This window comes from Alteromonas sp. G4i13 (assembly GCF_054960505.1).
Window position 1 is genome coordinate 1 of sequence record NZ_JBHNYX010000012.1, and the last position, 23,609, is coordinate 23,609.

Consider the following 23,609-nt stretch of genomic DNA (forward strand, 5'->3'; position numbering starts at 1 on the left):
GTGCGATCTACGATCGCATTTTTTTGTGGTGAAAGAGACGTTTTTATACAAACAGGACGCACTAAAAACTCGCATGATCCACGCTTGATTAAAAACTGCTCAATGATTGGCACGTTCTTGGCTTGTTCTAGGGTTATTATCAGGGTAAAACGTGTTTTAACCGGTATACAGTTGCTGTATGCGAACGGGATTTTTGATACAGTGACACAATAAATAAATTGTATAGCTGCGTAAGACAGCAACAGACACTAGCGCTAATAGGTTTTGCTTATTGTCATGGCTAATTGCTATGAGGAAAGTGACGCCTTTTCGGGAAGAAAAAATGACAGAAACTTGCTTTCGCATGAAGGGCACTACGCTCACCAGTATTGTGTTAGAAGTAATAGATTTTGAGCCAGATAATTTTGAAGCTCAGTTATCTCAGAAGGTCGCGAGCGCGCCGCAGTTCTTTACCCGTTCCTCACTGATTTTACATTTGATAAAGCCTTTATCTGCTACAGAGTTCGAGCTGCTGGTGGCGCTATGTCGTCGATTGCAATTACAGCCCATGGCCGTGAAAGGTGAGGTGGCAGAGCTGAAGCCTACCATCAATGATTTGGGGTTAGCCGATGTAAGCCAAAGCAAATTTACAGACAGCGCCCTTCGTTCGCACAAAGCGAATGGTAGTGAAAACAATAACGGAAGCGGCGAAAACCCGTCTCAAACCGCACAACAAGATCAACCCGTTTCTGCGCCGCCAAAAAGTGAACCGGCTCCTGCAGCCGCAACCACGCTCAAACCTGCCAAAGTAATTAACCGTCCGGTACGTTCTGGTCAGCAAGTCTATGCCGAAGGCGGAGACTTGGTGGTAACGGCTTCTGTAAGCGAGGGGGCTGAGCTGCTTGCCGATGGTAATATTCATGTTTACGGCACCCTGCGCGGCCGCGCGTTGGCAGGCGTAAAAGGCAATACGGGAGCCCGTGTATTTTGCCAGTCGTTAGACGCGGAACTTATTTCAATTGCAGGGCAATTCATTATGCACGAAACCGTGAAAGGTGAATGTTGGAAGAAACCTGCACAAGTATATTTAGAAGAAGAAACATTACGTATAGAGCCGTTGGCTTAATGCTTTGTACGCACCAATAGGAAAGAATAGATGGCAAAGATTATCGTAGTAACCTCAGGAAAAGGTGGTGTAGGCAAAACTACATCGAGTGCAGCAATAAGTACGGGACTTGCGTTAGCAGGCCATAAAACGGTCGTGATAGACTTCGATGTGGGCTTGCGAAACCTAGACCTTATCATGGGGTGTGAACGCCGCGTTGTTTACGATTTCGTAAACGTCATCAATAAAGAGGCCTCACTTAAACAGGCACTAATTAAAGACAAAAGAACGGAGAACCTTTTCATTCTTCCGGCATCACAAACACGCGATAAAGACGCGCTTACCGTTGATGGTGTGCAGGCCGTATTAGACGAGCTTAAGAAAGACTTTGAGTTTATTATCTGTGATTCGCCAGCGGGGATTGAGCAAGGCGCACAGATGGCGTTGTATTTCGCTGATGAAGCCATTGTGGTTACTAACCCTGAAGTGTCGTCTGTACGTGATTCAGATCGTATTTTGGGTATTCTTCAAAGTAAATCGATGCGCGCAGAAAAAGGCGAACCGGTTAAAGAACACCTTTTATTAACCCGTTACAACCCAAGTCGTGTTGAAAGTGCTGAAATGCTAAGTGTTGCAGACGTTGAAGAAATATTGGCGATTCCACTATTGGGTGTTATTCCAGAGTCTGAATCGGTGCTGAAAGCATCTAACCAAGGTCAGCCGGTTATTCTTGACGAAGAAGCTAATGCAGGACAAGCTTATGCTGACGCTGTAAAACGTCTGCTAGGCGAAACTGTTCCACATCGTTTCCTAGAAGCAGAAAAGAAAGGGTTCTTTAAGCGTCTGCTAGGAGGGAAGTAATGGGAATTTTCGACCTGCTCAAAAAGAAGCAAAAGCCAAGCACCGCAGCGGTCGCCAAAGAGCGGTTACAAATCATTGTTGCGCACGAACGTAAAAAGCGAACAGAGCCTGATTACTTGCCAATGATGCAGCAGGAAATTATTCAGGTAATTCGCAAATACGTGACGATTGCTGACGATCAAGTATCAGTACAGCTAGACAATAACGATGATTGCAGCGTACTTGAATTGAACGTGACTCTGCCAGACAGCAATAACTAAGGCTTAATCGCTTTATTAGTTATGGCTGCCTGCCAGCGTTCTTTCACCTTAGTCGCTCATTAGATCCTCATCGACATCTAGTTGTTTGGAGGCAAGCGCGATTAAACGCTCATCAAGTGGAGGCACAGAGATATCTACGCCTTCACTGAGTTTGGCGATAACGGCGTCAAGTACGTTAACCCTTGCTTGCCACTTAAACTCCCCGTTAATTACATGCCATGGCGCATAACGCGTGTGGGTGTGCTTGAACATGTCATTTGTAGCTTCTACGTAGGCGTTTCGCATCTTGCGGTTATGCAAGTCTTCTTCGGTTAACTTCCAGCGCTTGAAAGGATTGTGCAGCCGCTCTTCAAACCGCTCCCGCTGCTCGCTTGACGAAATATGCATAAAGAGTTTGATAATACGAACCCCGCTGTCACTGAGCGTTTTCTCAAATGCGTTTATTTCTTCATAACCGCGCTGCCATACCTCTTCATCAACCAACTTATCTACTCTTTCTACAAGCACTCTTCCGTAGTGTGAGCGGTCAAATATTTTAAGTGTGCCAGGGGAGGGGATGTGTTGCCAAAAGCGATAGAGAAAGTGTTTGTCCTGCTCTTCTTTTGCGGGCTTTGCCACAGGAAATACGCTCACGCCACGAGGGTCTAATTTCTCAGTAATACGCCTTATAGCGCCGCCTTTCCCTGACGCATCCCATCCTTCAAACACAATGAGTGCTCGTTTTTTCTGATGAAAGTAAGATTGCTGAACGTGAAAGAGTTTTTCTTGCTGTTTTACTAACGCGTCTTTGTATTCTTCTTTGCTCGTAAAGCAAGACTGTCCGAAATCGTCAAACAGCACTGGGGGAGAAGAAGGTAATTGGGAGTTGTCGGTTGTACTCATATGCCGCCCCTTTATTCGTGTATCGCCAATATTTTAGATACGTTGACCACACTGCTATTTTCTATCTGTTAGTGTTAACTAGTTTACTTAACTTTTCTATCTCAACGTGCCACTTAACAGAAATGCCGTTAATGTGCAGTAACTTGAATCGTTAAGTTTTGCCCCAATAATTGCTAACTATCCGCAAGTATTAGATAATTGCGACCAAGCACAAAGTGCGAAAGCACGAGGTTAATGTAGAGGTGGGTATGTCTGTAGAAACGGCGTTGCCAATTGAGTTTTCAGACGCTGCAGCAGCGAAAGTGAAAGCCCTTGTTTCAGAAGAAGAAAATCCTGATTTGAAATTACGTGTATACGTAACAGGTGGTGGTTGTTCTGGCTTCCAATATGGTTTCACGTTTGATGAGAAGGTGAACGAAGGCGATATGACCATTGAAAAAGACAGCGTAACTATGGTTGTCGACCCGATGAGCTTACAATACTTGGTCGGTGGCATTGTCGATTATGTAGATGGTCTGGAAGGTTCACGGTTTTTAGTTCAAAACCCAAATGCCACGACGACCTGTGGCTGTGGTGCAAGCTTTAGCGTTTAAGGGCTTAAGCTATACACTACTACGCTTTTTAAGCGTTGAACGTTCAGCTTTGAGCGCTTGATGTTAATACGATAGGCATACATCGCATCATTTTGTATGCCTGTCGGTTGTCTTGTTCTCAACACTTCCTTTTATTTTCAAATTCCGGCTACACTGATTTCATAGAACGACTACGGTTTAGGACAGCGTTTATGAAATTATATGGCTCCACCACTTCTCCCTACGTGCGCCGCATTCGCATCGTACTTGCGTCTACAGAACATAAATTTCTTAATCTTCAAATTTTTTCAGGTGAAGATCGCGAGTTGCTCGCCTCTCGCAACCCTACGCTTAAAGTGCCTTGTCTTGAAGATGACGGCCAAATGATTTTCGACTCTCGCATTATTTATAACTACCTTGCCGATAAGCTTGATCACGAAGGGTTAAGTTGGGAAGAAGAGAATCAACTAACCCTGATTGATGCAGCTAACGACTCCTTTGTTCAGCTTATGCTGCTGAAACGTTCAGACTTTGATATTAGCGAAGACAAAATGTATTACCGTCTTCAAAACGAGCGAATTGAAGCTGTGTTAGATGCGCTGTCAAACCAGCTTGATGCGGGTGGATTTAGTGGTTGGACTTATCCCGAAATCTGTTTGTACAGCATGATTGACTGGGTACTTTTCCGTGAGCTACACAGCATGAAGGATTATCCTCAGCTGTTATCATTTCATGAAAAGCACCATGATCGCATTGAGATAACGGCAACTGACCCTAGAATTTAAGCGTCAGCGTAACCAGCTACAGACAGGCTGTATTTTAGCCTTGAATGGATGACGAGAAGGGCTATTTAAACACTAATAGCCCTTTGCAAAATCAAACTGATAATTAAGCGATTCACCGTTGATGTAACGCAGCGCATTCTCTAAAAACACGTCGGCTACGTCGCTTGGCTGTGATTCCGCTGCAGTGTGAGCGGTTACTGAAATACGAGGGTGCTGCCAAAACGAATGAGCGGGGTCGAGAGGCTCGTTACGAAAGACGTCCAATACTGCATGGGCCAATGCGCCGTTGTCTAAAGCTTGCAAGAGCGCATCGTCGTCAACCGCACTGCCTCGCCCTGCGTTAATAAATACACTGTGGGGTTTCAGCGCACTAAAAAATTCGTGAGAAAGCATGTTTTGCGTAGATGGCGTGTCGGGCATTAAATTCACCACGTGGTCACATGCTCTGGCAAACGCTTCGATAGTGTCGGGTGTATAAACAGCATCGGCACCTTTCACTGCTTGCCTGCTTCGGGTTAAACCCACAACGCTCATACCCAATGCGTGAGCAACGGGAATCAATGCTTGCCCAATACTGCCCAGTCCAGCAATGCCAAGTGTTTGTCCATTTAGCGGCATACGCTTTGATGCTTCCCAAATTGGCTGGGCGGCACGCTGGTTTTGCTCAAAAGCCTTTACGTTTCTGGCATGCCCAAGCAAGTAAGCAAAAACATATTCCCGCATTAGCTTACCAAAAATTCCCTTTAGTCCGGTAAGTATGTAGTTCTTCTTATCGGCATTTAGAAGGGGAGCATTGCCTGCCCAGGTAGACTGACACCAGGTGAGTGCTGAACATGTATCAATGATTCGAGACGCAAGGTCGGGGTCTGCAAGCAGTACCGTAACGGTTTCTGGATTTACATCTCCTGGGCATTGAGCAATTTTTTTAAGCGTTAAAAGCGGGAGACCATCAGCGCCTATGAAGTCGTTATTATCTGCTATTCTTTGGCGAATCGCTTCGGCAATATCATTCGACTCATCGCTCAAAATAGTCAGTTCAATCCTCTTTGAACTCCTTGCTGTCATTTGCTTAACACTCCTAAAGTAAACTTTTCTTTCCTCTGTCTGACTGCATAATCGTAATGCCAATTGTTCTAAAAATGTGATTTAAGTTTTACATTTTTGTAAACGGTGTTGGTGTCATGTACATGCACCTGAAGTCAATTTGCAACGGAATCGCTATGCAGTCAGAAAACAAATTCCAAAACTCAACAGATGTTGATGTAACGCACGCTAAGGTGCTTTCACCTAAGCGTAACACGACCCAAGCCGAAACAACGCAGGCTTTAGTTGAGGAACAATTATCTCATTTCGGTATAAATGCTGAGAGCGACTACGGTAGGGCACTCGCCAACACCGCTCATCACTTATATGGTGCTCAAGCCAGCGTTATGCAGCTATGGGATATTACGAGTAATACGCTACAAGGACTTGATAAAGAAGACAGACTGGCTTATTTCAACGCTAAAAAGTTTCTGTCTTTTCAAATTGCGAAGATACTGGATACGTTGCAAAACCCATTTCGTGCCACGTACCAAAGTTTGTCGAGTGGCAATGGCTCGCAAGGGCACTATCCACTGTTCGACAATGTCACGGCACTTTTTTCTGCAACACCCGTGGTGGTAAGAACAGCGACTTATGTGTATGCCTGTACTGAATGGGTCGACGACGCGTTTCAAGGCAAAGAATTTACTCACCAAATTTATTCACGTCTGTTAAACCCAACGAATATTTCCCTTGCTAACGCCATTGTGGATATGGAAGCGGGTCCTTACGCTGCCGAATATCTAGCCTGGAACTTCAACTCGGGCATGGCAGCCATTGATGCGTGTTTATCAAATGTTCTTAGTCATGGCGATGTACTGATTGTTTCGAGGAACGTGTACGGCGGAGTGTACCAGCTACTTCATGATTATTTCGCCCGCAGCAACCGAATGGACATACAGATTGCGTGGTTTGACGGTTATGACGCACAGAGCTTTGCAGAGTTCATGCAGCAAACTAAAACTGAACATGCGGCGCGCTTAAGCAATGGTGCGAAAATGCACGTGTATTTAGAGTCGCCTTGTAACCCACACGGTTACGTATTGGATGTGCCTGGGATCTGTGAATTAGCGCATGCACAAGATGCGTTGGTAATGTTGGACTCCACCCTTGCTACACCTGTACTGCATCAGCCACTTCAGCATAAAAACAAAGCTGCACGACCTGACTATGTGATCCACAGCTACACTAAAGATTTGTGTGGTAGCGGTGCTACCACAGCAGGCGTAGTTATTGGCGAAGGGCACCGCATGTTCCAGCCAAAAGGCAGTTCAGCAAATGGTGTTGATTGGTCACAGACCATGTTTTGGGATGTGTACTACATCAAAGGTGCGTTCTTAGACTCTGAAAAGGCCTTTGACGTATTAAACGGCATGAAGACCTTAGAGCAGCGCATGATGACCAAGGTCATCAATACGCAAGTGTTTACTGCATTTTTGAATGCCCACGATCAAATTCGCGTTAACTGTCACGCACTGCCTGAACACAGTAATGCCGGTTTGCGTGAAAAGCAGCATACACACGGCTGGCCGTGTACTTTATTCACGGTTGATATGGCGCCGGCAAACCTGCCTCGCGATGTATTTGTGCGGTTCTTCGATGCCCTAGAGCCTGCATTCAGCCACCAAGTGAGTATTGGCCAGAATAATACGATAATTTTATGCCCAGCGCTGACCTCTCACTCTGAGCTCAGTTCAGACGAGCAGAAGAAAGCAGGGATAGAACTGACGACTATGCGTATCGCCATGGGTACCGACAACGTTAAACAGCTCATTGCCCACTTTATGCTAGCCGCCAAACATTTTATCGAGCCTCATGTTCCAGGATTTTGTGAAAAGTTTATGGCAAATGCTGACATCGACAATCTGTATTTGTCGGTAAGTGAAAGAGTAAGTTCACAGCACTTTGGCAGCAAGGCCAGTATGGATTCACTGATGAAAGGTGCGTAGGTTCATTTTTTAGCTCAAGAAGTTGCTTTGAGCTGTCGATAAAAAATATTGAGGATGTTCTCCTTCTCCCGGGCCTTTCCTTACGCGGGCTCGGGATTTTTTTATTTATAGCAAAGGTAAATGACGCTAGAGCGCCTAACTTTTGTTATAAGGTAAGATAGACACAGATCTTTAACGTCAAAGAATATCTAAGGCAGCCTTATGCACGAGTTTAAAATTGATGTAACGCTAGATGCATCATTGCCCTTTGTTTTTGCAGCATTTCACGAGCCTGAATATCTTAGTGAGTGGTTTGCGCCGGGCGATTGTTCGGTCACACAAATCATGAGTGATTTCAAGGAAGGCGGTCGCTATCGCATAAAGATGATGGATCCCAGCGGTATTGAAATGTCATTGACTGGTGAGTACGTGACTATTTTAGCGAACGAGCAGCTGTCGTTCTCTTGGGCGTGGGAAGATGATATGGAAGAGTCGGTGATGACATCAGTGGACATTCACTTCGAAAAGACTGAAGAGGGGAATGTAAGGTTGGTGCTCATTCAGCAAGGCTTTCTCAATAAGCAAGAGTGCGATCAGCACAACTACGCGTGGATGTCGTGCCTAGAAAAACTTGCCGTATTAGCCGCTAAGAAAAAGTCGTTTAACTAAGGCCATATTTAAATAGTGAGAACGCGTTAGCATTACGCATCGTGTTATTTCAAATAACGCTTTTGAAAAGGGCAGAGCGCTAGGCTCTGCCCAAAGACAATCAGGTCAGCGAAGTCATCGCGTCCTTCCCACTCTTCTCGCGGTAGGTTTCAAAATCGTTGTAGCCTTCAACACCACCTCCGTACCACGACGATGGATCGTCAAAGGACTCGAGAGGGTAATTATGCTTAAATCGTGTCGGAAGATCTGGATTCGTGATCCAAGGTCTTCCAAACGCAATCATGTCACCATCGCCATCAGATAAACGTTTCTCGGCTTCTTCTTTGGTGTAGCCACAGTTTCCAATGATCATACCGTCGAATAGTGCTCTAAATTCAGCAAGGGTCATGGCTTCGCCTCGTTCATGGAAGCCAAAGGCCAAGCCATCCATTACGTGTAAATAACCTATCTCCAATTTGTTTAGCTGTTGGGCAACAAAGGTAAAGGTTTCACGAAAATCATCGGCCCCCATATCGTTAAATACACCGTTTGGCGATAATCTCACGCCAACGTGCTCTTTATCCCACACGCTCAACACTGCGTCCATCACCTCGGCCAAAAAGCGGTAGCGGTTATCGACACTACCACCATAATTATCGGCGCGCTGATTGCTGCGGCTATCCAAAAATTGATTGATGAGATAGCCATTTGCAGCATGAACTTCCACACCGTCGAATCCGGCTGCCTTGGCGTTAACGGCCGCTTTTTTGTAGTCTTGCACTGTGCGTTTTATATCGTCAAAGGTCATCGCCTTCGGCACTTCGTAGGGCTTCTTGCCTTTAGGCGTGTGAATTTCGTCCCCTTCAATTTTTATTGCTGATGCAGACAGGGGCAAATTTCCATTGTGGAAATCGCTGTGTGATGCGCGTCCAGTATGCCAGAGCTGCAAAACGATTTTTCCCCCTGCCTCGTGCACTCTATTGACCACCGAGCGCCAGCCCTCGACCATTTTGTCGGTATAAATTCCAGGGGTATCAACCCAGCCTATGCCTTCTTCTGAAATGGCCGTTGCTTCAGTAATAATGAGCCCTGCATCTGCGCGTTGTACATAGTGATCGCCCATAATTTTATTGGGTATGCGGTCGGCGCCAGCTCTACCTCTCGTCATAGGGGCTAATACCATGCGGTTTTGCAATGTATTCTCTGCCCAATCAAACGAGCTAAAAAGTACTGAGTCTGTCATTCTTATTCCTTATTCAACGTAGAATAGATTGATGTTGAAGCGCTAAGCGTATTGGTGCTCAAAACGCTATAAGATAGTAGTGAATACAGAGATAGCGAGAAGTTGGATTTGTGGAAAGTTGTCCTTGAAACTAATTAAACACAACGGCAGGGAATGGCATCGGTTTGAAAAAAAGCGCCCGAAGGCGCTGTAAAGTGTATTGCAGGGAGATTTAAAGTATCAAAGCCGCTAGGTTTACGTCGAACCTTAGGCCCAGAACAATCGCATCATCAAGTGCTATGACTCTGTCGCGCTGTGCGAATTGGTCGGGGTTGATAATGTAATGAACGTTCGGCTGAATTCTTACGTGGTCGTTGAGTTGATAACCATAACTTAGCTCTAACATAGTTTGGCTGCTTGCTGGTGTACCAACCCCGCCGTTTATGCTTCTTAATATACGCTGGTCTTCCAACGCTTCGTCACTGTACTGTTGGCGGGTAAATACGAAGCCAATGGTATCGTCAGGGCGTGAGGCCAGTGTGCCTCGTAATACGAAGCCCGCTTTTATATAGTAGTCTTCAATCAGCTCGCCCGATGTACCGGTTAGCACTGCACCGAATAGTGTTAACCCTTCTTTCGTTAGTGGGTTAGGACGAGTAACAGTTTGTTCAAAACGTGCGAATATACCCGAGCGACCGTTTCTAACAGCGTAATCATTGCCTGACTGCGCCGCATAGTTGCCCTCCTCATCAAAGACTGGGTCGGTGTAGTCTGCGCCATCGTACCAACCGCCAATTTCGTAGCGTCTTGGAAGTTCGTCATTGTCCCACGTAGTTTGATAGCCCAGAGTGAAGGGCACAACAACACCTGTAGCCTCATTAGTCGCCCAATCGAAGCCGTGATCGCCTAAGTCTTGATGACTGGTGTTATCTTCATAGACGCCGGTATGAAAGTATGTTTTTGGCGAAAGCCAGTATTTCGCATGGCCACCCCAACTTGAAACCGGCCACCAAGTAAAGTTACTGGTTCTAAATACAAAGGTTGGGTTCCCACAAGCAGCATTGGTTTGAAAGTACTGACAAAGTTCAGAGCCTAAAAAGCTGATATTCGCTACTGTGCGGCCACCTTCCAGTTCTAAATCGCCATCTAAAAACGAGGAAGAAATCGTAAACCGTGCAAGACGGGTATTTTGGCCGCCAAAGATTTCTTGTACGGACGTACTGTTACCAATGTAGTGCTCGGCTAAGTTTTTGCCGTGTCGGTTTGTCATGGCAATATGAATTTTGGTGTCTTTCCAGCCCGCTAGCGTATTTAAATCTAATTCCCCACCTACAAAGAGCTGACCAGCATAGGCACTGCCTCTGCGTTCACCACCGTCAATATTGGTGGCTGACTCACCCGTATAACTTGCTTGAAAGTCAAACGCGTCTTGAAACTTACTTTGTGATGCTGACGCAGTGGCGGCAACAATGGCGGTGCTTGCGAGGAGCGCTGTTTGCAAGCCTGTCTTACATCCAGAAAAGCGACGGGTAACTGTAGGTGTTTTCATCATTATTCTCTCAATTAAAAATGTTTATCAACCGCAGCTTGTTATAAGCGTGTGACTGATGACATCTACGCATTTGTTGCTAACTCCTTGTTGACGCAAGATAAATCAGAGTTAGCTAACGTTACAACGCGTTAACATATGCTTGTTTTGAACGAAATCTAACTAACCTTTGTTATTAAATCAACCTTGTTTATTTATTTCTTTTGCTACATTTGTGTGTTTTTCGTTAATAGTGAGGAGATGCGATGGCAATATTTCAAGGTGAGTAGAAAGCGCTCAGTGAGGCTTGCTATCTTGGTTATGTCATTGTCTGTTAAGAAATTTTCAAAGGCGGTTTTATCCGTTTAATAACAGTCACGGATTGTCTGTTAACGGTCGTCTACATATAAAGTCTAATTTTTAACGCAATTTGAAATAAGTAAATCAAATTGATTTATTGACAGAGGTAAAGAGCAATGCTTAAATTGGTTAACTAATTTTTTACAAGCGAAAGGCCGTTCTTATGAAAAACAACGCCCCTTTGGTTTCCAAAGACACACTGATTCCCTTTGTATTGTTAACGATTTGCTTTGCTGCATGGGGTGTGGCTGCGAACATGACAGACCCTTTGGTAAAGGTATTTAGTAAAATATTTACCATGTCGTCTTTGCAATCGGCATTGGTTCAATTTGCCTATTATGGCGCGTATTTTTGCTTAGCCATTCCTGCTGCTTTTATCAACAAGCGCTTTTCTTATAAAACAGGTGTATTGACCGGACTGGGCTGCGCGGCCGCGGGGGCATTTCTGTTTTATCCAGCCAGTCAAACCATGACTTACGGTTTTTTCCTTGCTGCACTTTTTGTATTGGCTGGTGGATTATCCATTCTGGAAACGTCGGCGAACCCTTACGTCATGGCGATGGGAAATCAAAAAAGTGCGACACGCCGTTTAAATCTAGCTCAAGCATTTAATCCTGTTGGTACTAATTTAGGTGTGTTTTTGGCTGCAACGCTTATATTACCAAACCTGAATCAGGCATCTGCACAAGAGCGTGCCGCCATGTCGGTAAGCGAGCTTAAAAACGTGATAGGGGCTGAGCTTGATGCGGTAATGCTTCCTTATGTAGGTATGGCATGTGTACTCGTTTTGGTTTGGGTTGCAATCTTCCTGATCAAAGCGCCAATTCAAGAATCGGTTGAGTCTAGTGTGGAAGACGTTAAGTTGGGCGCTTCGCTTAAGCGGTTAGTAGCCAACAAGCATTATCGGTTTGGCGTATTGGCTCAGTTTTTTAATGTCGGAGCACAAACGTGCGTGTGGACCTTCACTATCCAATATGCAATGAAAGCGACAGGTGGCAACGAAGTGAGTGGTGGTGAAATTTTACAATACAGCATGATTGTATTTCTAATTTCTCGCTTCGTGATGACGTGGGTTATGCAGTACCTCTATCCAGCTAGACTGCTAATGATCATGTCACTGATTGCCATGGCGCTATGTATCTTCATGACACAGTCTCCTAATTTAGCAGGCGTAATCGCATTGGTATCTATCTCTGCCTGTTTGTCACTCATGTTTCCAACGATTTACGGCATTGCGCTTGAAGGTCTGGGGGAAGACACCAAGCTAGGCGCAGCAGGTCTTGTGATGGCGATTCTCGGCGGTGCCATTATGCCGCTCTTCCAAGCCGCCATTATTGATAGCGCAGGTGTTGTTGTATCATATATTGTTCCAGCTATTTGCTTCTTGCTTGTAGGTGGCTACGGCTACTTCGATATGCGCGCTAAAAAGAGTAGCGCTAAGCCTCAGTCCGATATAGACGCAGATGCCCTTAAAAAGATGGAAATGGGAATAGCTAAGTAGTATTTCTTCAGAAACGTGTACGGGGCCAGTGATTCTATCACTGGCCTTTTTTGTATATTGAATACGTTATGTATTCCACTTTTTTGAGGAATGCACTCAATTAGTTAACAGCATTTTTTCACCGTATTTTCATCAGTTTAGTGCATGTTGAATATAACTGATTTTTCCCCTTGTATAGCGCAGAACACCTGCTAAAGCATGAACAGCAATCGTATAATTCACCCCTGACAATTTGGGAGTAAAACGTATGCTGGACTATGTGCTCATTGGCATAGCGGTAATGGCATTATTGGGTGTGGTATTTGAAGAAGTGCTACACGTGAATAAAGCCAAAACCACATTATTTTTCGGAACATTCGCATGGATCCTTCTTTTCATAGATGCGAATAGGGGCCCTCACCTAGCAGAGCTCAATGAACACCTCATAGAAAACATAAGCGAAATATCCACCCTCTGGTTATTCCTTGTAGCGGCAATGACTTTCGTTGCTTACCTTAACCGCAAAGGCATGATTGAAAACATGTTAAACATTATCATGCCGCAAAAAATAACCCTCAAAAAACTCATATTCTTTACCGCTATTTTTAGTTTTTGCTTCTCCTCGCTAGCTGACAACATCACAGCGACCTTGGTGTCTATTGCCATGGTTTTATCCTTGGGTTTGCCCTTTAACCAAACCATGCGATTTGCCGTGCTAGTGGTATTTGCGGTGAACTCTGGGGGCGTGTCGCTAATAACCGGGGATGTCACCACTCTTATGATTTTCTTGGATGATAAGGTCACTATAACTCAGCTGCTCTTACTTATTATTCCTTCACTCACAGCAGTACTATTTCTAGCGTTACTGTTGAGTATAGGTATGAAGGGGGAGGTTAAAATAAAAAAAACACGCCATGAACTTAGGCCGGTTGATTACGTAATTGCGGGAATATTCCTGTCCACTATTGTACTGACGTTAATTGCCAATGTGCTTTTTGCTATTCCACCTATGCTTTCGTTTTTAGCGGGTATGGCGGTTATGTTTTTAGTGGCAACCTTTATGGGAGAAGAAAAATATGATGATCCTATCTTGGACTATATTCGCCTAATAGAATTCGACACGCTTCTGTTTTTCCTTGGGGTGTTGCTGCTTGTCGGAATGCTCGATCACATTGACGCATTGGGCGCACTTTTACATGTATATAGCGTAATGCCTTCAACAGGAGCCAACTTTGTGATGGGGGTGTTGTCTTCCATGATAGATAATGTGCCATTAACTGCTGCGTTGTTAAAAGCGGACATTGCCATGTCGACAGCTGAGTGGATGGCGTTCACGTATGCAGTAGGCGTTGGGGGCTCGTTACTTATTATTGGCTCATCAGCAGGTATTGTTACCATGAGTAAGGTTAAGGGCCTGACGTTCGCCAAATACGGCAAGTTCGTGTTGCTTCTTCTTGCAGCGTATAGCGTGGGTTACGCGCTGGTATTGGTAATGGCGAATTTGTTTGTTACGGCAAGTTAAGGTGGTGACGTTGCTTTTATAAACAGAACCAATAAAGCGTTTGAGGGCGATAGCCTGTCGCCCTTACGCTTTTTTATATAACGCTCCGAGTACCGTGGCTTTCGAAGCCCCTGTGACTGCAGGCACATTGCCTGGAATATCATTCATATACGCATGTGCAAACCACGCAAATGCTGCGCCTTCAACGTGCTGTGGATGGATGCCCAGAGCATGGCTGTCTGTTACTACATAATCGCTTAAAGCATTGCTCAAGTTATGCATTAATGCTTTATTGAAAGCGCCACCGCCACACACTATAACTTCGCTTTTTGCGCCTTCTCTATTTGTTTTAGGAAAATGCTTCACAATTTCCTGAGCGATAGTGCTACCTGTTAGCGAAAGTAGGGTAGCTTGCACGTCTTTAGGGGCTAAATTATTGTTCTTTTCTTCGCTTTGCAGCTCTGCACTAGAAGGGAAGTAATCGGCGAGCGCATTGCTTAACCAATTAATATTGAAATACTCTCTGCCAGTACTTTTAGGCGCAGGCAAAGCGAAGTAATCATCCAGTAAGAGCCTGTCTAACAGACCTGAGTGACAATGCCCTGACGCAGCCCATGCTCCATCTTCATCAAAGCTCTTATTTAAATGAAGGCTTATCCACTGATCCATCAAGGTGTTACCGGGTCCGGTATCAAACCCTTTAGGTGGCGAAGCATCTTGTTTTGGCGCAAGCAGTGAAACGTTTGCTATACCGCCAATGTTAACGAGTGCCCGGTGTTTATCATCACTGGCAAATACTGCATTGTGAAAAGCGGGCACTAAGGGAGCACCCTGACCTCCAAGGGCTATATCTTTGCGCCTAAAGTCGGCAATAACATCAATGCCGGTAAGAACAGCGATGGTATTAGGATCGCCTATCTGACAGGTGAAGCCGCGTATGGATGATTCTGCAAAGTGTGCTGACAATACATCGGAATTCGGATGATGACGTATGGTTTGGCCGTGCGAGCCAATAGCCGTAATATCCGAAGGATGTAGGTTGTTTTTCTCAAGCAGCGCTAAGGTGACCTTTGCAAAGGTTTCAGCAACCAGTCTATCAGCGATGGCCAAACTATTAAGTTCATCAGGACCTTCACTACAAAGTGCATTGAGTGCAGTAAGTAATTCGGCAGAATAAGGAATTGAATGGGCGGCGAGGGTGGTGCAAGACGTTTGCGAGATGTCGCACAGGACGGCGTCGACGCCGTCCATGCTAGTACCTGACATCAGGCCAATATATTTTGCCATTTAGTCGTCGCTATTTCATTGCAAGCATAATGCGCTTGTTATTATCTAGCTGCTCTTGGCGTATTGCGGCAATTTCCATAAACCTTTCTTTCTCTTCCTTAGCAATAGGAAGCGCCTTTGGTAGCTCAACCGTACGAGGGTTTCGGTGAACACCATCCACTAAGAACTCATAGTGAAGATGGGCGCCAGTAACCATTCCTGAACTACCTAAATAGCCCACGGTTTGGCCTTGCTTAACCGTATCTCCTACCTTAACTGCACGCTTTTTAAAGTGAAGATATTTGGTCGTGTATTTCTCGCCATGCTGAATGAATACATGGTGACCGTTATATTTATCGTATCCGGCTTTAATTACCTTACCGTCACCCGCAGCCATAATTGGCGTACCAACCGCAGCAACGTAATCTGTACCGCGGTGCGCTTTCCAACGCTTTTGCACGGGGTGGAAGCGAGCTTTTGTGAAGTTAGAGCTTACATATCTAAAATTCACCGGCGCACGTAAGAAGCTCTTACGCATACTGCGCCCTTCAGGCGTGTAGTATGTGCCATCTTCGTGAAGAATAGCGCTAAAATGCTCGCCTTGGTTGGTAAACTCCGCTGCAACGATGTCGCCGTAACCGACAAATTCACCGTCAATGTATTGCTCTTCGAATACTACGTTGAACGTATCGCCAGAACGGATCTCAATGGCGAAGTCGATATCCCAGCCGAAAATACCCGCCAAATTCATAATTTGGTTGCTGGTTAAGCCTGCATCACTGGCGGCGTTCCAAAAGCTTGAGTGAATTTCACCTTGGGCGAAGTTGTAGCGAATGTCTACATCTCGCTTTTCAAGCTCAGCGGTTAAGGCGCTGTTCTCATCCGACGATTCTGGACGTACAAACAGGGTTTCAGTCGAAGACAATTTGTACTTTAGCTCGCCGAAGCTGCCGTCTTTATTCGCTTTAAACGATAGTTCATCGCCGGGCAATAAAGTAACCAGCGTTTTTGTTAGCTCTCCTGCCTGCGTTACGTTATATACGTCACGCGAAGTGAAGCCAGCACGCTTAAATAGCTTTGCTAATGTATCGCCACTGCGCACCTTGTACGTCTGCCATGAAGATTCTTCTTCACCAGAAAATACGTTGGTTGACGGCGCAATATGAAGCTCCACCGGATAGCGGACACCCGCATCCAGAATGTGTGCTTCTTGATGGCGACTGGCTTCTACTGGTTCACTTGGAAAAAGAATAAGCCCACCCAGAAATAAGCTAGCTACTGCTAACCCAGTTCTGTGCTGTTTCGGTAATTTTTTAAATAAATTGAGCGCTTTAGAAGCGTCTAATTTCTTTCTCATACTACTGCCCACCTGAGAAATGTTATGTGCACAACACTATTTCACATACGTTGCTTAAAAATGCAACTTTTCTCATTATATTGTTAGCGCAAATTGTTACACCCAATAGCTCTTATCATGAAGACTATTTCTTGAGTTTACTGAATACAGTCCCCGTTAATTCAGCACTCTATTTCCACGTTAAAAGCTGTTGGGTTTAACAACATGACTGTTTGTAATCCGTTTTTTGACGCGCAAACCTTTTAATGGTTCCGTTGTACGCGTAAAATGCCCGCCAATATTGAATATACAGTTTTTTTAAGAGTGTGACGTACAAATGAAAGATTGGCAAACAGCGCTAGCTGAGATTAAACGGGGCGTTGATGAAATACTCCCCGAAGAGGATTTAATTGAAAAACTAAAATCCGGCAAAACCCTAACCATCAAAGCGGGTTTTGATCCAACTGCGCCTGATCTGCATCTTGGTCACACTGTGTTGATCAACAAGTTGCGTACATTCCAGCAACTAGGCCACAAAGTTGTTTTTCTTATTGGCGATTTTACTGGCCTAATTGGCGATCCTACAGGTAAAAATGTAACACGCAAGCCTTTAAGTAAAGAACAGGTATTAGAGAACGCGAAAACGTATCAAGAACAGGTGTTCAAGATCCTTGATGAAGATAAAACGGAAATACGTTTTAACTCAGAGTGGATGGACGACCTTGGTGCGGCGGGCATGATCAAACTTGCTGCAAGTCAGACGGTTGCTCGTATGCTAGAGCGCGATGACTTTAAAAAGCGTTATAACAACGGTCAGCCAATTGCTATTCACGAGTTTCTGTATCCGTTAGTGCAAGGTTGGGATTCTGTTGCGCTAGAGTCAGACGTTGAATTAGGTGGTACTGACCAGCGCTTTAACTTGCTAATGGGTCGTGAGCTTCAAAAAGAGCAAGGCCAAAAGCAGCAATCTATTGTAATGGTTCCGCTTCTAGAAGGTCTAGACGGCGTTCAGAAGATGTCTAAGTCTTTAAACAACTACATTGGTATTACAGATGCGCCAAACGATATGTTTGGTAAAGTGATGTCTATTTCTGATGATTTGATGTGGCGTTACTATGACCTTCTAAGCTTCCGACCGCTAGAAGAGATTGCTGAGCTTAAAACTCGCGTTGCTAACGGTGAAAACCCACGTGATATTAAAATCATGCTGGCGAAAGAAATTATTGCACGCTTCCATGACGACGCAGCGGCAGAAGGCGCGCATCAGGACTTTATTCAACGTTTCCAGAAAAACGCTATTCCTGACGACATGCCCGAGCTTGAAATTGCATTGAGCGATGAAGGTATTGCCATTGGTAATTTGTTGAAAGAAGCTAACCTTGTAGGTTCGACTTCAGATGCTATGCGCATGATTAAGCAAGGCGCAGTTAAAATTAACGGCGATAAAGTGGAAGACACCCGCTTAGTAATCACCGAAAAAGGTGAAAATGTGTATCAGGTGGGTAAACGCAAGTTTGCGCGTATTACGCTAGCCTAATGTTTTTCTGATAGTTTTTGAAAGCCCGCTTAGTTAAGCGGGCTTTTTTTTGCCTGAAATATAAGTACTAGTGGATAGTAGGGCGATTATTTTTTTAGAAGGCCCTAACTACTCATACAAAGTTAAGCATCAAGCCAAATTTGAAAGTGGGGGATATTGGCTTTAACGTTTATAAGTAATTGTCGTTAAACGTTTTTTATTTTTCTTACTTTTTTTTTGAAAAAGTTTGTCAGGATTTTGCAATCGCTATCGTCTATAGGGGAAAAATCAATCAATGAACCCAACCGTACGATAAGCAGTTAACGCGTAGCAGGCTGGGATGAAACAACAGTGAAACTCAATACTAACGCTTACGCAATGCAAAGGATAAAAACATGACAACGGTAACTTCAACTCGTGCAACATACCATCAGGCTAACAAGAGCCTTCCTGCGAAGGAAGCGTTCATATGGCTGAAAGAGGGGTGGCAGCTTTTTATAAAAGCACCTTTCAAATTATTGGGGCTTTCTTTTGTTACTTTATTTGCCGCGGGGCTCATTCAAGCGCTAGCAGGGCCAATTGGCTTAGGCATATCGAAATGGGTAGGTCCGCTTCTGGCTACCGTAATGTGGTTGGCCATTGCCAACTTAGCAGAGAACAACAAGCTGAGATTGTCGGGCGGTACCCTGCGCTCATGGACAAATGTCGCTTTGTGGAGTTTGACCGGGCCAGTGATCGCATGGATCCAATTTCAAATTGGCGCTATGTTAATGGGCGCAGATGCAGTGGCGGCGTTAGCAAATGGTGTTGTAGTAGATGTACCCGCTTGGAAGGTCGGGCTAATGATGGGCTCGGCAACACCAATAAATTTACTGCTTTTATTTGTACCTATGTTGCTTATTTTAAAACATCGCTCAATCCCAGCATCTTTTAAAAATAGTATTGCTGTAGTAGTGGGCGCTTATAAGCCGATGTTGATAATAGGTGCCATGATTTTCTTAACAGTTGCACTTGCGCCCTATACTTTCGCATTGTCGGGATTAGTGTTTGGCCCTATTGTTTCATGTATGTGCTTTATTGCTTACCAGCGCTTATTTCGCTAATCAGCTAGGAAGCGTAATTCAACTGCTCATTTAAAGCGTGGAATTAAAAAATAATAAAAATGGAAATGCAGTGAAAGAAACCATTCAAATAGAAAAACTGCTTAGTGAATACGCGCCGCTCATGGCGCGTATTGCGGCAACATTTGAGGCTAATAAATCACTTCAAGATGAGCTGATACAAGAAATGTCACTGGCGGTTTGGCGCGCTTTTGAAGGTGCCTCAAAAGACAGTGATAGTGGCTTTCGCGGTGAGGCAAGTGTGAAAACGTTTGTTGCTAAAGTTGCGCATAACAAGGCGGTTGATCACGTGATTAAAGAGCAGCGGCGTAAAGAGTTTACCCATGACGGCGAGTTTGATTCTTCTCATGCAACTAGCACCAGTTCATCTCGAGATGCCACGTTACAAGAGAATGCGATGGATCTTTTGACAGGCTTACGTCAACTAGAAATAAAGTACAGACAGGTACTGGCTTTGTTATTAGAAGGTTTCAGTCAGCTGGAAATAGCCAATATGTTAGGTATCAAAGAGAGTGCCGTTGCTAAGCGAGTAAGCCGCGCCCGCCAACAGCTAACGCAGATAATGGAGCAACAGCCTTGAGCGAAGAAAAATTAAGTATGGCCGAGAACAGCACGCAAATGAACGAATTAGATAAGCAACTCGCTCAGTGGCAAAGTGCCTACAAGGATGCAACCCCTTCAGTAGATACAGATTCACTGATAAAAGAAACCAAGAGCGCAAGATTTAAACTTAAACTAAAAGGTGCCGTTGATTTGGTGCTCGGGCTAGCGGTTTCTGTGTGGTGTTTAACTTTGGTGTTGTTCGAGCCACTTAGCACGTATCAATTTTTGCTTTTCATGGTACTTACACCTATTCCCGCCGCTTTCGGGGCATGGGGATATTGGGTAAGGCAAAAGCAGTGGAAGGTCCAGACGTTAGACGTTCAGTCAATGTTGGCGTTTAAACAAAACCAATTAAAACAGCAATTACATTACTGGAAAATCAGCCTCTATGGATGCTTAGCTTTGTGGTGTGGATTGCTGGCACTCGCCGTTTTTAATGTACTGATGTTTAATGCCTTCACACTGTGGGGAACACAGCTTTTGATAAACAGTGTGGTCGTTTTTATCGTATACCGCCGGTACAAAAAGTTAGCCGCCGACTTGCCGTCGGCGTTAGCGAAAATAGACGATATGAAATAGCTGAAATTAATAGTCTTATAATTCCAGCATTGGTACGAAGCCCCCATAAATAAGGCGCTTACCGTCGAAAGGCATGGGGTTTTCGTTTTCCTGCATTCTTGGATCTTCCATCACCTTTTTCCAAGCAGTATCACGTACTTCTTTTGAAGGCCAAAATGCAATGGAAAACACCACGGTTTCATTTTCTTTGGCTTTAACAGCCATCGGGAAAGACGTGACTTCTCCTTCAGGGACATCGTCACCCCAAGCTTCAAGTATTTTAGTCGCACCATACTCTTTAAAAATATCGCCAGCGAGTTTGGCGTGCTCAATGTATAACGCTTTATTTTCAGTGGGAACGGCTACAGCAAAGGCATCGATATATGACATGAGGTGACTCCGTCAAAGAATAGATACCTAAAATAGCCTAATTTATAGACAGCATGCAATGCTTAACATTAAGGTGAATCGTAATTTATAACCATTACTAGCGTTCTGCTATTTTCGCCCATTGGTACAAGCCATGCAGTGCTAGCCTTCTTGCTTTTGCAAAGGGGTAGGTTTTCAAAGGAGAACGATAAAGGGGAAGCGATAAATCGACGTCATTGTTACCCATCATACGTTGAGCGAGTCGCTGCCCTGCAAACGCGGCAAAAGATACGCCCGAACCGCAATACCCCATGGCGTAACCGATATTACCGCTAGAGCGGTTAGAATTGTTGCCGCTAACCTCATTGTCGATAAATATCCGCGGCATGCTGTCTAACGATACACTTACCCAACCACTCCAAAAATAATCCATGGCTATACCGCTAAGTGAAGGGAAACTTTTTACCATAGCGCGGTATAGTCGCTGTTTCTCTGACGCGTTATCTGCATCTTTACCTTTTACGGCACCACGACCGCCGAATAATAATCTGCCATCTGGCAAAACACGGTAGTAGTATTTCATCATCCGTGTATCCATAAAGCTCATTGGCGTGGTTAGGCCAGACTTTGCGCGCTGTTCGCTACTCAATGGCGCAGTGACAAAAATGCTCGACTGAACAGGAAATTGCTTATTGTCTACGCTGTCATGAAAGCGCTTAGGGGTATAAGCATTAGTAGCAATGAGTATGTGTTTGGCCGAAACTGACCCGCTGGGTGTTGCGACAACATATCCGGTTTTGTGCTTTTCAATGCGAATGGCTGGCGAGTCGTAAAAAAGCGTTGCTCCAAGCTCCTTTGCTACTCTTGCATATTCGCTTACTAATTTTAGTGGGTGTAAGCATGCACCCTTTAGCTCAACGCCACCATACGCCCCTTCAATACCAAAGCGCGCAGTAAGGTCTTTTTCACTAAGTGGAGAGCTCGTTACGTTGAAGTGTGACTCAAGATGCTTAGCACTGGCACAGAGTAGTTCGGCTTGCTTTGGGTTATGCGCCAGTTTTAAATATGGTCCTTCTACCAAATCGACCTGCATATCAAAGTCTGCAATACGTTGTTTAAGCAGGTGTACCGCGCCATCAAACTCGCCCTGCATAGCTTTGGCGATGTCACGACCCCACTTGTCCTCTATGGCGCTTAAGCTCAATCGGCCGCTACCCGAGAGGATAAAGCCTCCGTTACGGCCCGCACAGCCAAATCCCGGTGAATTCGCATCAAGTAGCGTGACTTCTTGTTTCGCTTGAGCAAGTGTGATGGCAGCTGAAAGACCGGTATAACCACCACCAATGACGAGGTACTCAGTGTTTACATTCTTGTTTAAAGGCGGCAGTGTTGGTGGTTTGTGTGTGGCATGCCAGTAGCTGTTTGCCGCGGGTAACATTGATGAAACGCCGCGTGAAATAAGAGGATCGTAGGTCATAGAATAAAAACGTTTTTACCTTTGGCGTACTTATGGGGCTTGAAATTGAAGTAGCATTTCCGCACCTTCACACTCGCAATAACCCTCGCATACAGGGCAATCGTAGCCTTCGTGAATAGATGCGTAGCGCCATTTATTGGGGTGTTTCTTGATAAGCTGCCCCCCATTTTTAGTGAAGTACTTAAATGCGCTGTTGCCAGGGCTTGCCAACCAAATATGTGCTAAACCCGCTTCTGCGCCTTGAATTTGCGCACATTCAATCGATTTACTTAATAGTCTGCTGCCAATTCCACAGCCCTGCATTGCGGGGTCTACCGTATTACATTTGAAATAGCACACGGTATTTGGATCTACTGGCCAAAGGGAAGGGCTGCACCACTCATCTGCTTCCCATTGCGTATGCGCAAAGGTGAGCCTGAAACCAACAACTTTTTGTTTGTATAGGGCTACCCAGCTAGCATTAGTATTGCCAACAAAGCTCTTTGCATAGTAATCAGCAAGTAGCTCGTTGGTTAGGTAGTTATCTCCGTGCACGTGATTGCCAAGAGCAATCACCCCTGCAAAAAACTCAGGCGCTAGAGACTCGTAGCTGATATCACTTTGAATTATGTGGCTCAAATGATTTGTGGGCTTCATACTTTTTCTTTACGCGGGGCGTTTTTCATCCCGTCAAGGTGCACATCCAAGGCTTCAACTGATATCAATATTTCTCTTACCGACATCCATAGTGAATATAGAAGTGATACTAAACTTGCAGCAAACACCCAGTTTCCTACCTGTTGATAGGTGAGGTATATCGCTAGCATGGATACTACACAAAGAAAAAAACTACCCACACCTGCTATTTGCATTCGCTTAATAAGTTGAATACGTAATCGAAGGTTTTTTATTTGTGCTTGAGTATTATCATCTCTCTCTTCTTTTGAAAAGTTTCGGATAATAGTTGCAAGCGTTAAAAAGCGATTGGTATAGGCTAGAAGCAATAAAGAAATCGCCGGAAATAACATGGCCGGAGTAGCAATATCTATTTTCATGGGTGTTTCATACAATCGTCGAGTAAAAAGAGTGTATCACAGGGGCTCAGTTACACACAGTAATCAGCCAAGAGGTTGAACTTACAACATCTTTAGTGCCAAAGACTAATACGAAGGAGAAGGCGGAATATTGAG

General features: G+C 44.7%; 24 protein-coding genes. 14 read left to right on the forward strand and 10 right to left on the reverse strand.

All coding sequences use genetic code 11. From position 1 onward, the window contains the following. From ACFI6J_RS07685 to minE, 4 genes are all read left to right on the forward strand, one after another. Window positions 1–213: hypothetical protein (locus tag ACFI6J_RS07685; protein ID WP_462585971.1), on the forward strand; the 213-nt coding region annotated here is incomplete at its 5' end. 109 nt (window positions 214–322) lie between these two features. Then, window positions 323–1,105, forward strand: a complete 783-nt coding sequence (gene minC / locus ACFI6J_RS07690) for a septum site-determining protein MinC (protein ID WP_462585973.1) — start codon at window positions 323–325, stop codon at window positions 1,103–1,105. A 30-nt stretch (window positions 1,106–1,135) separates the two neighbouring features. After that, on the forward strand, window positions 1,136–1,945 hold the full coding sequence (gene minD / locus ACFI6J_RS07695) for a septum site-determining protein MinD (protein WP_014977272.1): 810 nt from the start codon (window positions 1,136–1,138) through the stop codon (window positions 1,943–1,945). Beyond that, window positions 1,945–2,205: a cell division topological specificity factor MinE gene (gene minE, locus ACFI6J_RS07700; RefSeq protein ID WP_014950572.1), complete on the forward strand. Its 261-nt coding sequence runs from the start codon at window positions 1,945–1,947 to the stop codon at window positions 2,203–2,205. The genes minD and minE overlap by 1 nt, the downstream gene beginning before the upstream one ends. A 48-nt stretch (window positions 2,206–2,253) precedes the next feature. On the opposite strand, the gene ACFI6J_RS07705 is transcribed toward minE, so the two are convergent. Continuing rightward, window positions 2,254–3,087: a polyphosphate kinase 2 family protein gene (locus tag ACFI6J_RS07705; RefSeq protein ID WP_014980167.1), complete on the reverse strand. Its 834-nt coding sequence runs from the start codon at window positions 3,085–3,087 to the stop codon at window positions 2,254–2,256. A gap of 248 nt (window positions 3,088–3,335) precedes the next feature. Between ACFI6J_RS07705 and erpA the strand changes: the two genes are divergently transcribed. Together erpA and ACFI6J_RS07715 are read left to right on the forward strand one after the other, a co-directional pair. Continuing rightward, window positions 3,336–3,680: an iron-sulfur cluster insertion protein ErpA gene (gene erpA / locus ACFI6J_RS07710; protein WP_014950570.1), complete on the forward strand. Its 345-nt coding sequence runs from the start codon at window positions 3,336–3,338 to the stop codon at window positions 3,678–3,680. 191 nt (window positions 3,681–3,871) lie between these two features. After that, a complete protein-coding gene (locus ACFI6J_RS07715) occupies window positions 3,872–4,444 on the forward strand; it encodes a glutathione S-transferase family protein (RefSeq protein ID WP_014980166.1) in 573 nt (190 codons plus the stop codon). Window positions 4,445–4,516: 72 nt separating this feature from the next. Here the strand turns inward: ACFI6J_RS07715 and ACFI6J_RS07720 are convergent, their stop codons facing one another. Then, entirely contained in the window at window positions 4,517–5,509 is a 993-nt protein-coding gene (locus tag ACFI6J_RS07720; protein WP_462557674.1) for a D-2-hydroxyacid dehydrogenase, read from the reverse strand. A gap of 155 nt (window positions 5,510–5,664) precedes the next feature. On the opposite strand from ACFI6J_RS07720, the gene ACFI6J_RS07725 reads away from it, so the two are divergent. Further along, window positions 5,665–7,476 carry a trans-sulfuration enzyme family protein gene (locus ACFI6J_RS07725; RefSeq protein WP_252118991.1) on the forward strand — a complete coding sequence of 604 codons (1,812 nt, stop codon included), beginning with the start codon at window positions 5,665–5,667 and terminating at the stop codon, window positions 7,474–7,476. Between the two features lie 201 nt (window positions 7,477–7,677). Then, entirely contained in the window at window positions 7,678–8,124 is a 447-nt protein-coding gene (locus ACFI6J_RS07730) for an SRPBCC family protein (protein WP_014950566.1), read from the forward strand. Between the two features lie 100 nt (window positions 8,125–8,224). Here the strand turns inward: ACFI6J_RS07730 and ACFI6J_RS07735 are convergent, their stop codons facing one another. After that, entirely contained in the window at window positions 8,225–9,346 is a 1,122-nt protein-coding gene (locus ACFI6J_RS07735) for an alkene reductase (RefSeq protein ID WP_156086864.1), read from the reverse strand. 211 nt (window positions 9,347–9,557) lie between these two features. Then, window positions 9,558–10,877: a carbohydrate porin gene (locus ACFI6J_RS07740; RefSeq protein ID WP_282763015.1), complete on the reverse strand. Its 1,320-nt coding sequence runs from the start codon at window positions 10,875–10,877 to the stop codon at window positions 9,558–9,560. A 499-nt stretch (window positions 10,878–11,376) separates the two neighbouring features. Between ACFI6J_RS07740 and fucP the strand changes: the two genes are divergently transcribed. Together fucP and ACFI6J_RS07750 are read left to right on the forward strand one after the other, a co-directional pair. Beyond that, window positions 11,377–12,714, forward strand: coding sequence for an L-fucose:H+ symporter permease (gene fucP / locus ACFI6J_RS07745; RefSeq protein WP_014950563.1), 1,338 nt, complete (start codon window positions 11,377–11,379; stop codon window positions 12,712–12,714). A 247-nt stretch (window positions 12,715–12,961) separates the two neighbouring features. Then, window positions 12,962–14,215 (forward strand): ArsB/NhaD family transporter, encoded by a 1,254-nt coding sequence (locus tag ACFI6J_RS07750; RefSeq protein ID WP_039235284.1) that lies wholly within the window; start codon window positions 12,962–12,964, stop codon window positions 14,213–14,215. Between the two features lie 63 nt (window positions 14,216–14,278). Here the strand turns inward: ACFI6J_RS07750 and ACFI6J_RS07755 are convergent, their stop codons facing one another. Beyond that, window positions 14,279–15,481, reverse strand: a complete 1,203-nt coding sequence (locus ACFI6J_RS07755; protein WP_039226165.1) for an anhydro-N-acetylmuramic acid kinase — start codon at window positions 15,479–15,481, stop codon at window positions 14,279–14,281. A 10-nt stretch (window positions 15,482–15,491) separates the two neighbouring features. Next, a complete protein-coding gene (locus ACFI6J_RS07760; protein WP_014950560.1) occupies window positions 15,492–16,817 on the reverse strand; it encodes an OapA family protein in 1,326 nt (441 codons plus the stop codon). 316 nt (window positions 16,818–17,133) lie between these two features. Here ACFI6J_RS07760 and tyrS point away from each other — a divergent pair, with 316 nt between their 5' ends. The 4 genes from tyrS (at window position 17,134) to ACFI6J_RS07780 (ending at window position 20,615) form a co-directional block, all read left to right on the forward strand. Continuing rightward, window positions 17,134–18,333: a tyrosine--tRNA ligase gene (gene tyrS / locus ACFI6J_RS07765; RefSeq protein WP_069944833.1), complete on the forward strand. Its 1,200-nt coding sequence runs from the start codon at window positions 17,134–17,136 to the stop codon at window positions 18,331–18,333. Between the two features lie 374 nt (window positions 18,334–18,707). Continuing rightward, window positions 18,708–19,415 carry a hypothetical protein gene (locus ACFI6J_RS07770; protein ID WP_278347238.1) on the forward strand — a complete coding sequence of 236 codons (708 nt, stop codon included), beginning with the start codon at window positions 18,708–18,710 and terminating at the stop codon, window positions 19,413–19,415. A 70-nt stretch (window positions 19,416–19,485) separates the two neighbouring features. Then, window positions 19,486–20,013 (forward strand): RNA polymerase sigma factor, encoded by a 528-nt coding sequence (locus ACFI6J_RS07775; RefSeq protein WP_278347239.1) that lies wholly within the window; start codon window positions 19,486–19,488, stop codon window positions 20,011–20,013. Then, a complete protein-coding gene (locus ACFI6J_RS07780; protein WP_462585977.1) occupies window positions 20,010–20,615 on the forward strand; it encodes a hypothetical protein in 606 nt (201 codons plus the stop codon). Before ACFI6J_RS07775 ends, ACFI6J_RS07780 begins: the two co-directional genes overlap by 4 nt. A 15-nt stretch (window positions 20,616–20,630) precedes the next feature. Here the strand turns inward: ACFI6J_RS07780 and ACFI6J_RS07785 are convergent, their stop codons facing one another. The 4 genes from ACFI6J_RS07785 to ACFI6J_RS07800 all read right to left on the reverse strand — a co-directional run bounded on the left by ACFI6J_RS07785 (window position 20,631) and on the right by ACFI6J_RS07800 (window position 23,474). Continuing rightward, entirely contained in the window at window positions 20,631–20,984 is a 354-nt protein-coding gene (locus ACFI6J_RS07785) for a DUF1428 domain-containing protein (protein ID WP_014950555.1), read from the reverse strand. Between the two features lie 97 nt (window positions 20,985–21,081). Next, window positions 21,082–22,440 carry an NAD(P)/FAD-dependent oxidoreductase gene (locus ACFI6J_RS07790; RefSeq protein WP_462585979.1) on the reverse strand — a complete coding sequence of 453 codons (1,359 nt, stop codon included), beginning with the start codon at window positions 22,438–22,440 and terminating at the stop codon, window positions 21,082–21,084. Window positions 22,441–22,470: 30 nt separating this feature from the next. Then, on the reverse strand, window positions 22,471–23,076 hold the full coding sequence (locus ACFI6J_RS07795) for a GNAT family N-acetyltransferase (RefSeq protein WP_039235276.1): 606 nt from the start codon (window positions 23,074–23,076) through the stop codon (window positions 22,471–22,473). Then, the gene (locus ACFI6J_RS07800; RefSeq protein ID WP_061486467.1) at window positions 23,073–23,474 is read right to left on the reverse strand and encodes a DUF2721 domain-containing protein; all 402 of its coding nucleotides are present in this window, start codon (window positions 23,472–23,474) and stop codon (window positions 23,073–23,075) included. The genes ACFI6J_RS07795 and ACFI6J_RS07800 overlap by 4 nt, the downstream gene beginning before the upstream one ends. Window positions 23,475–23,609: the final 135 nt, after the last annotated feature.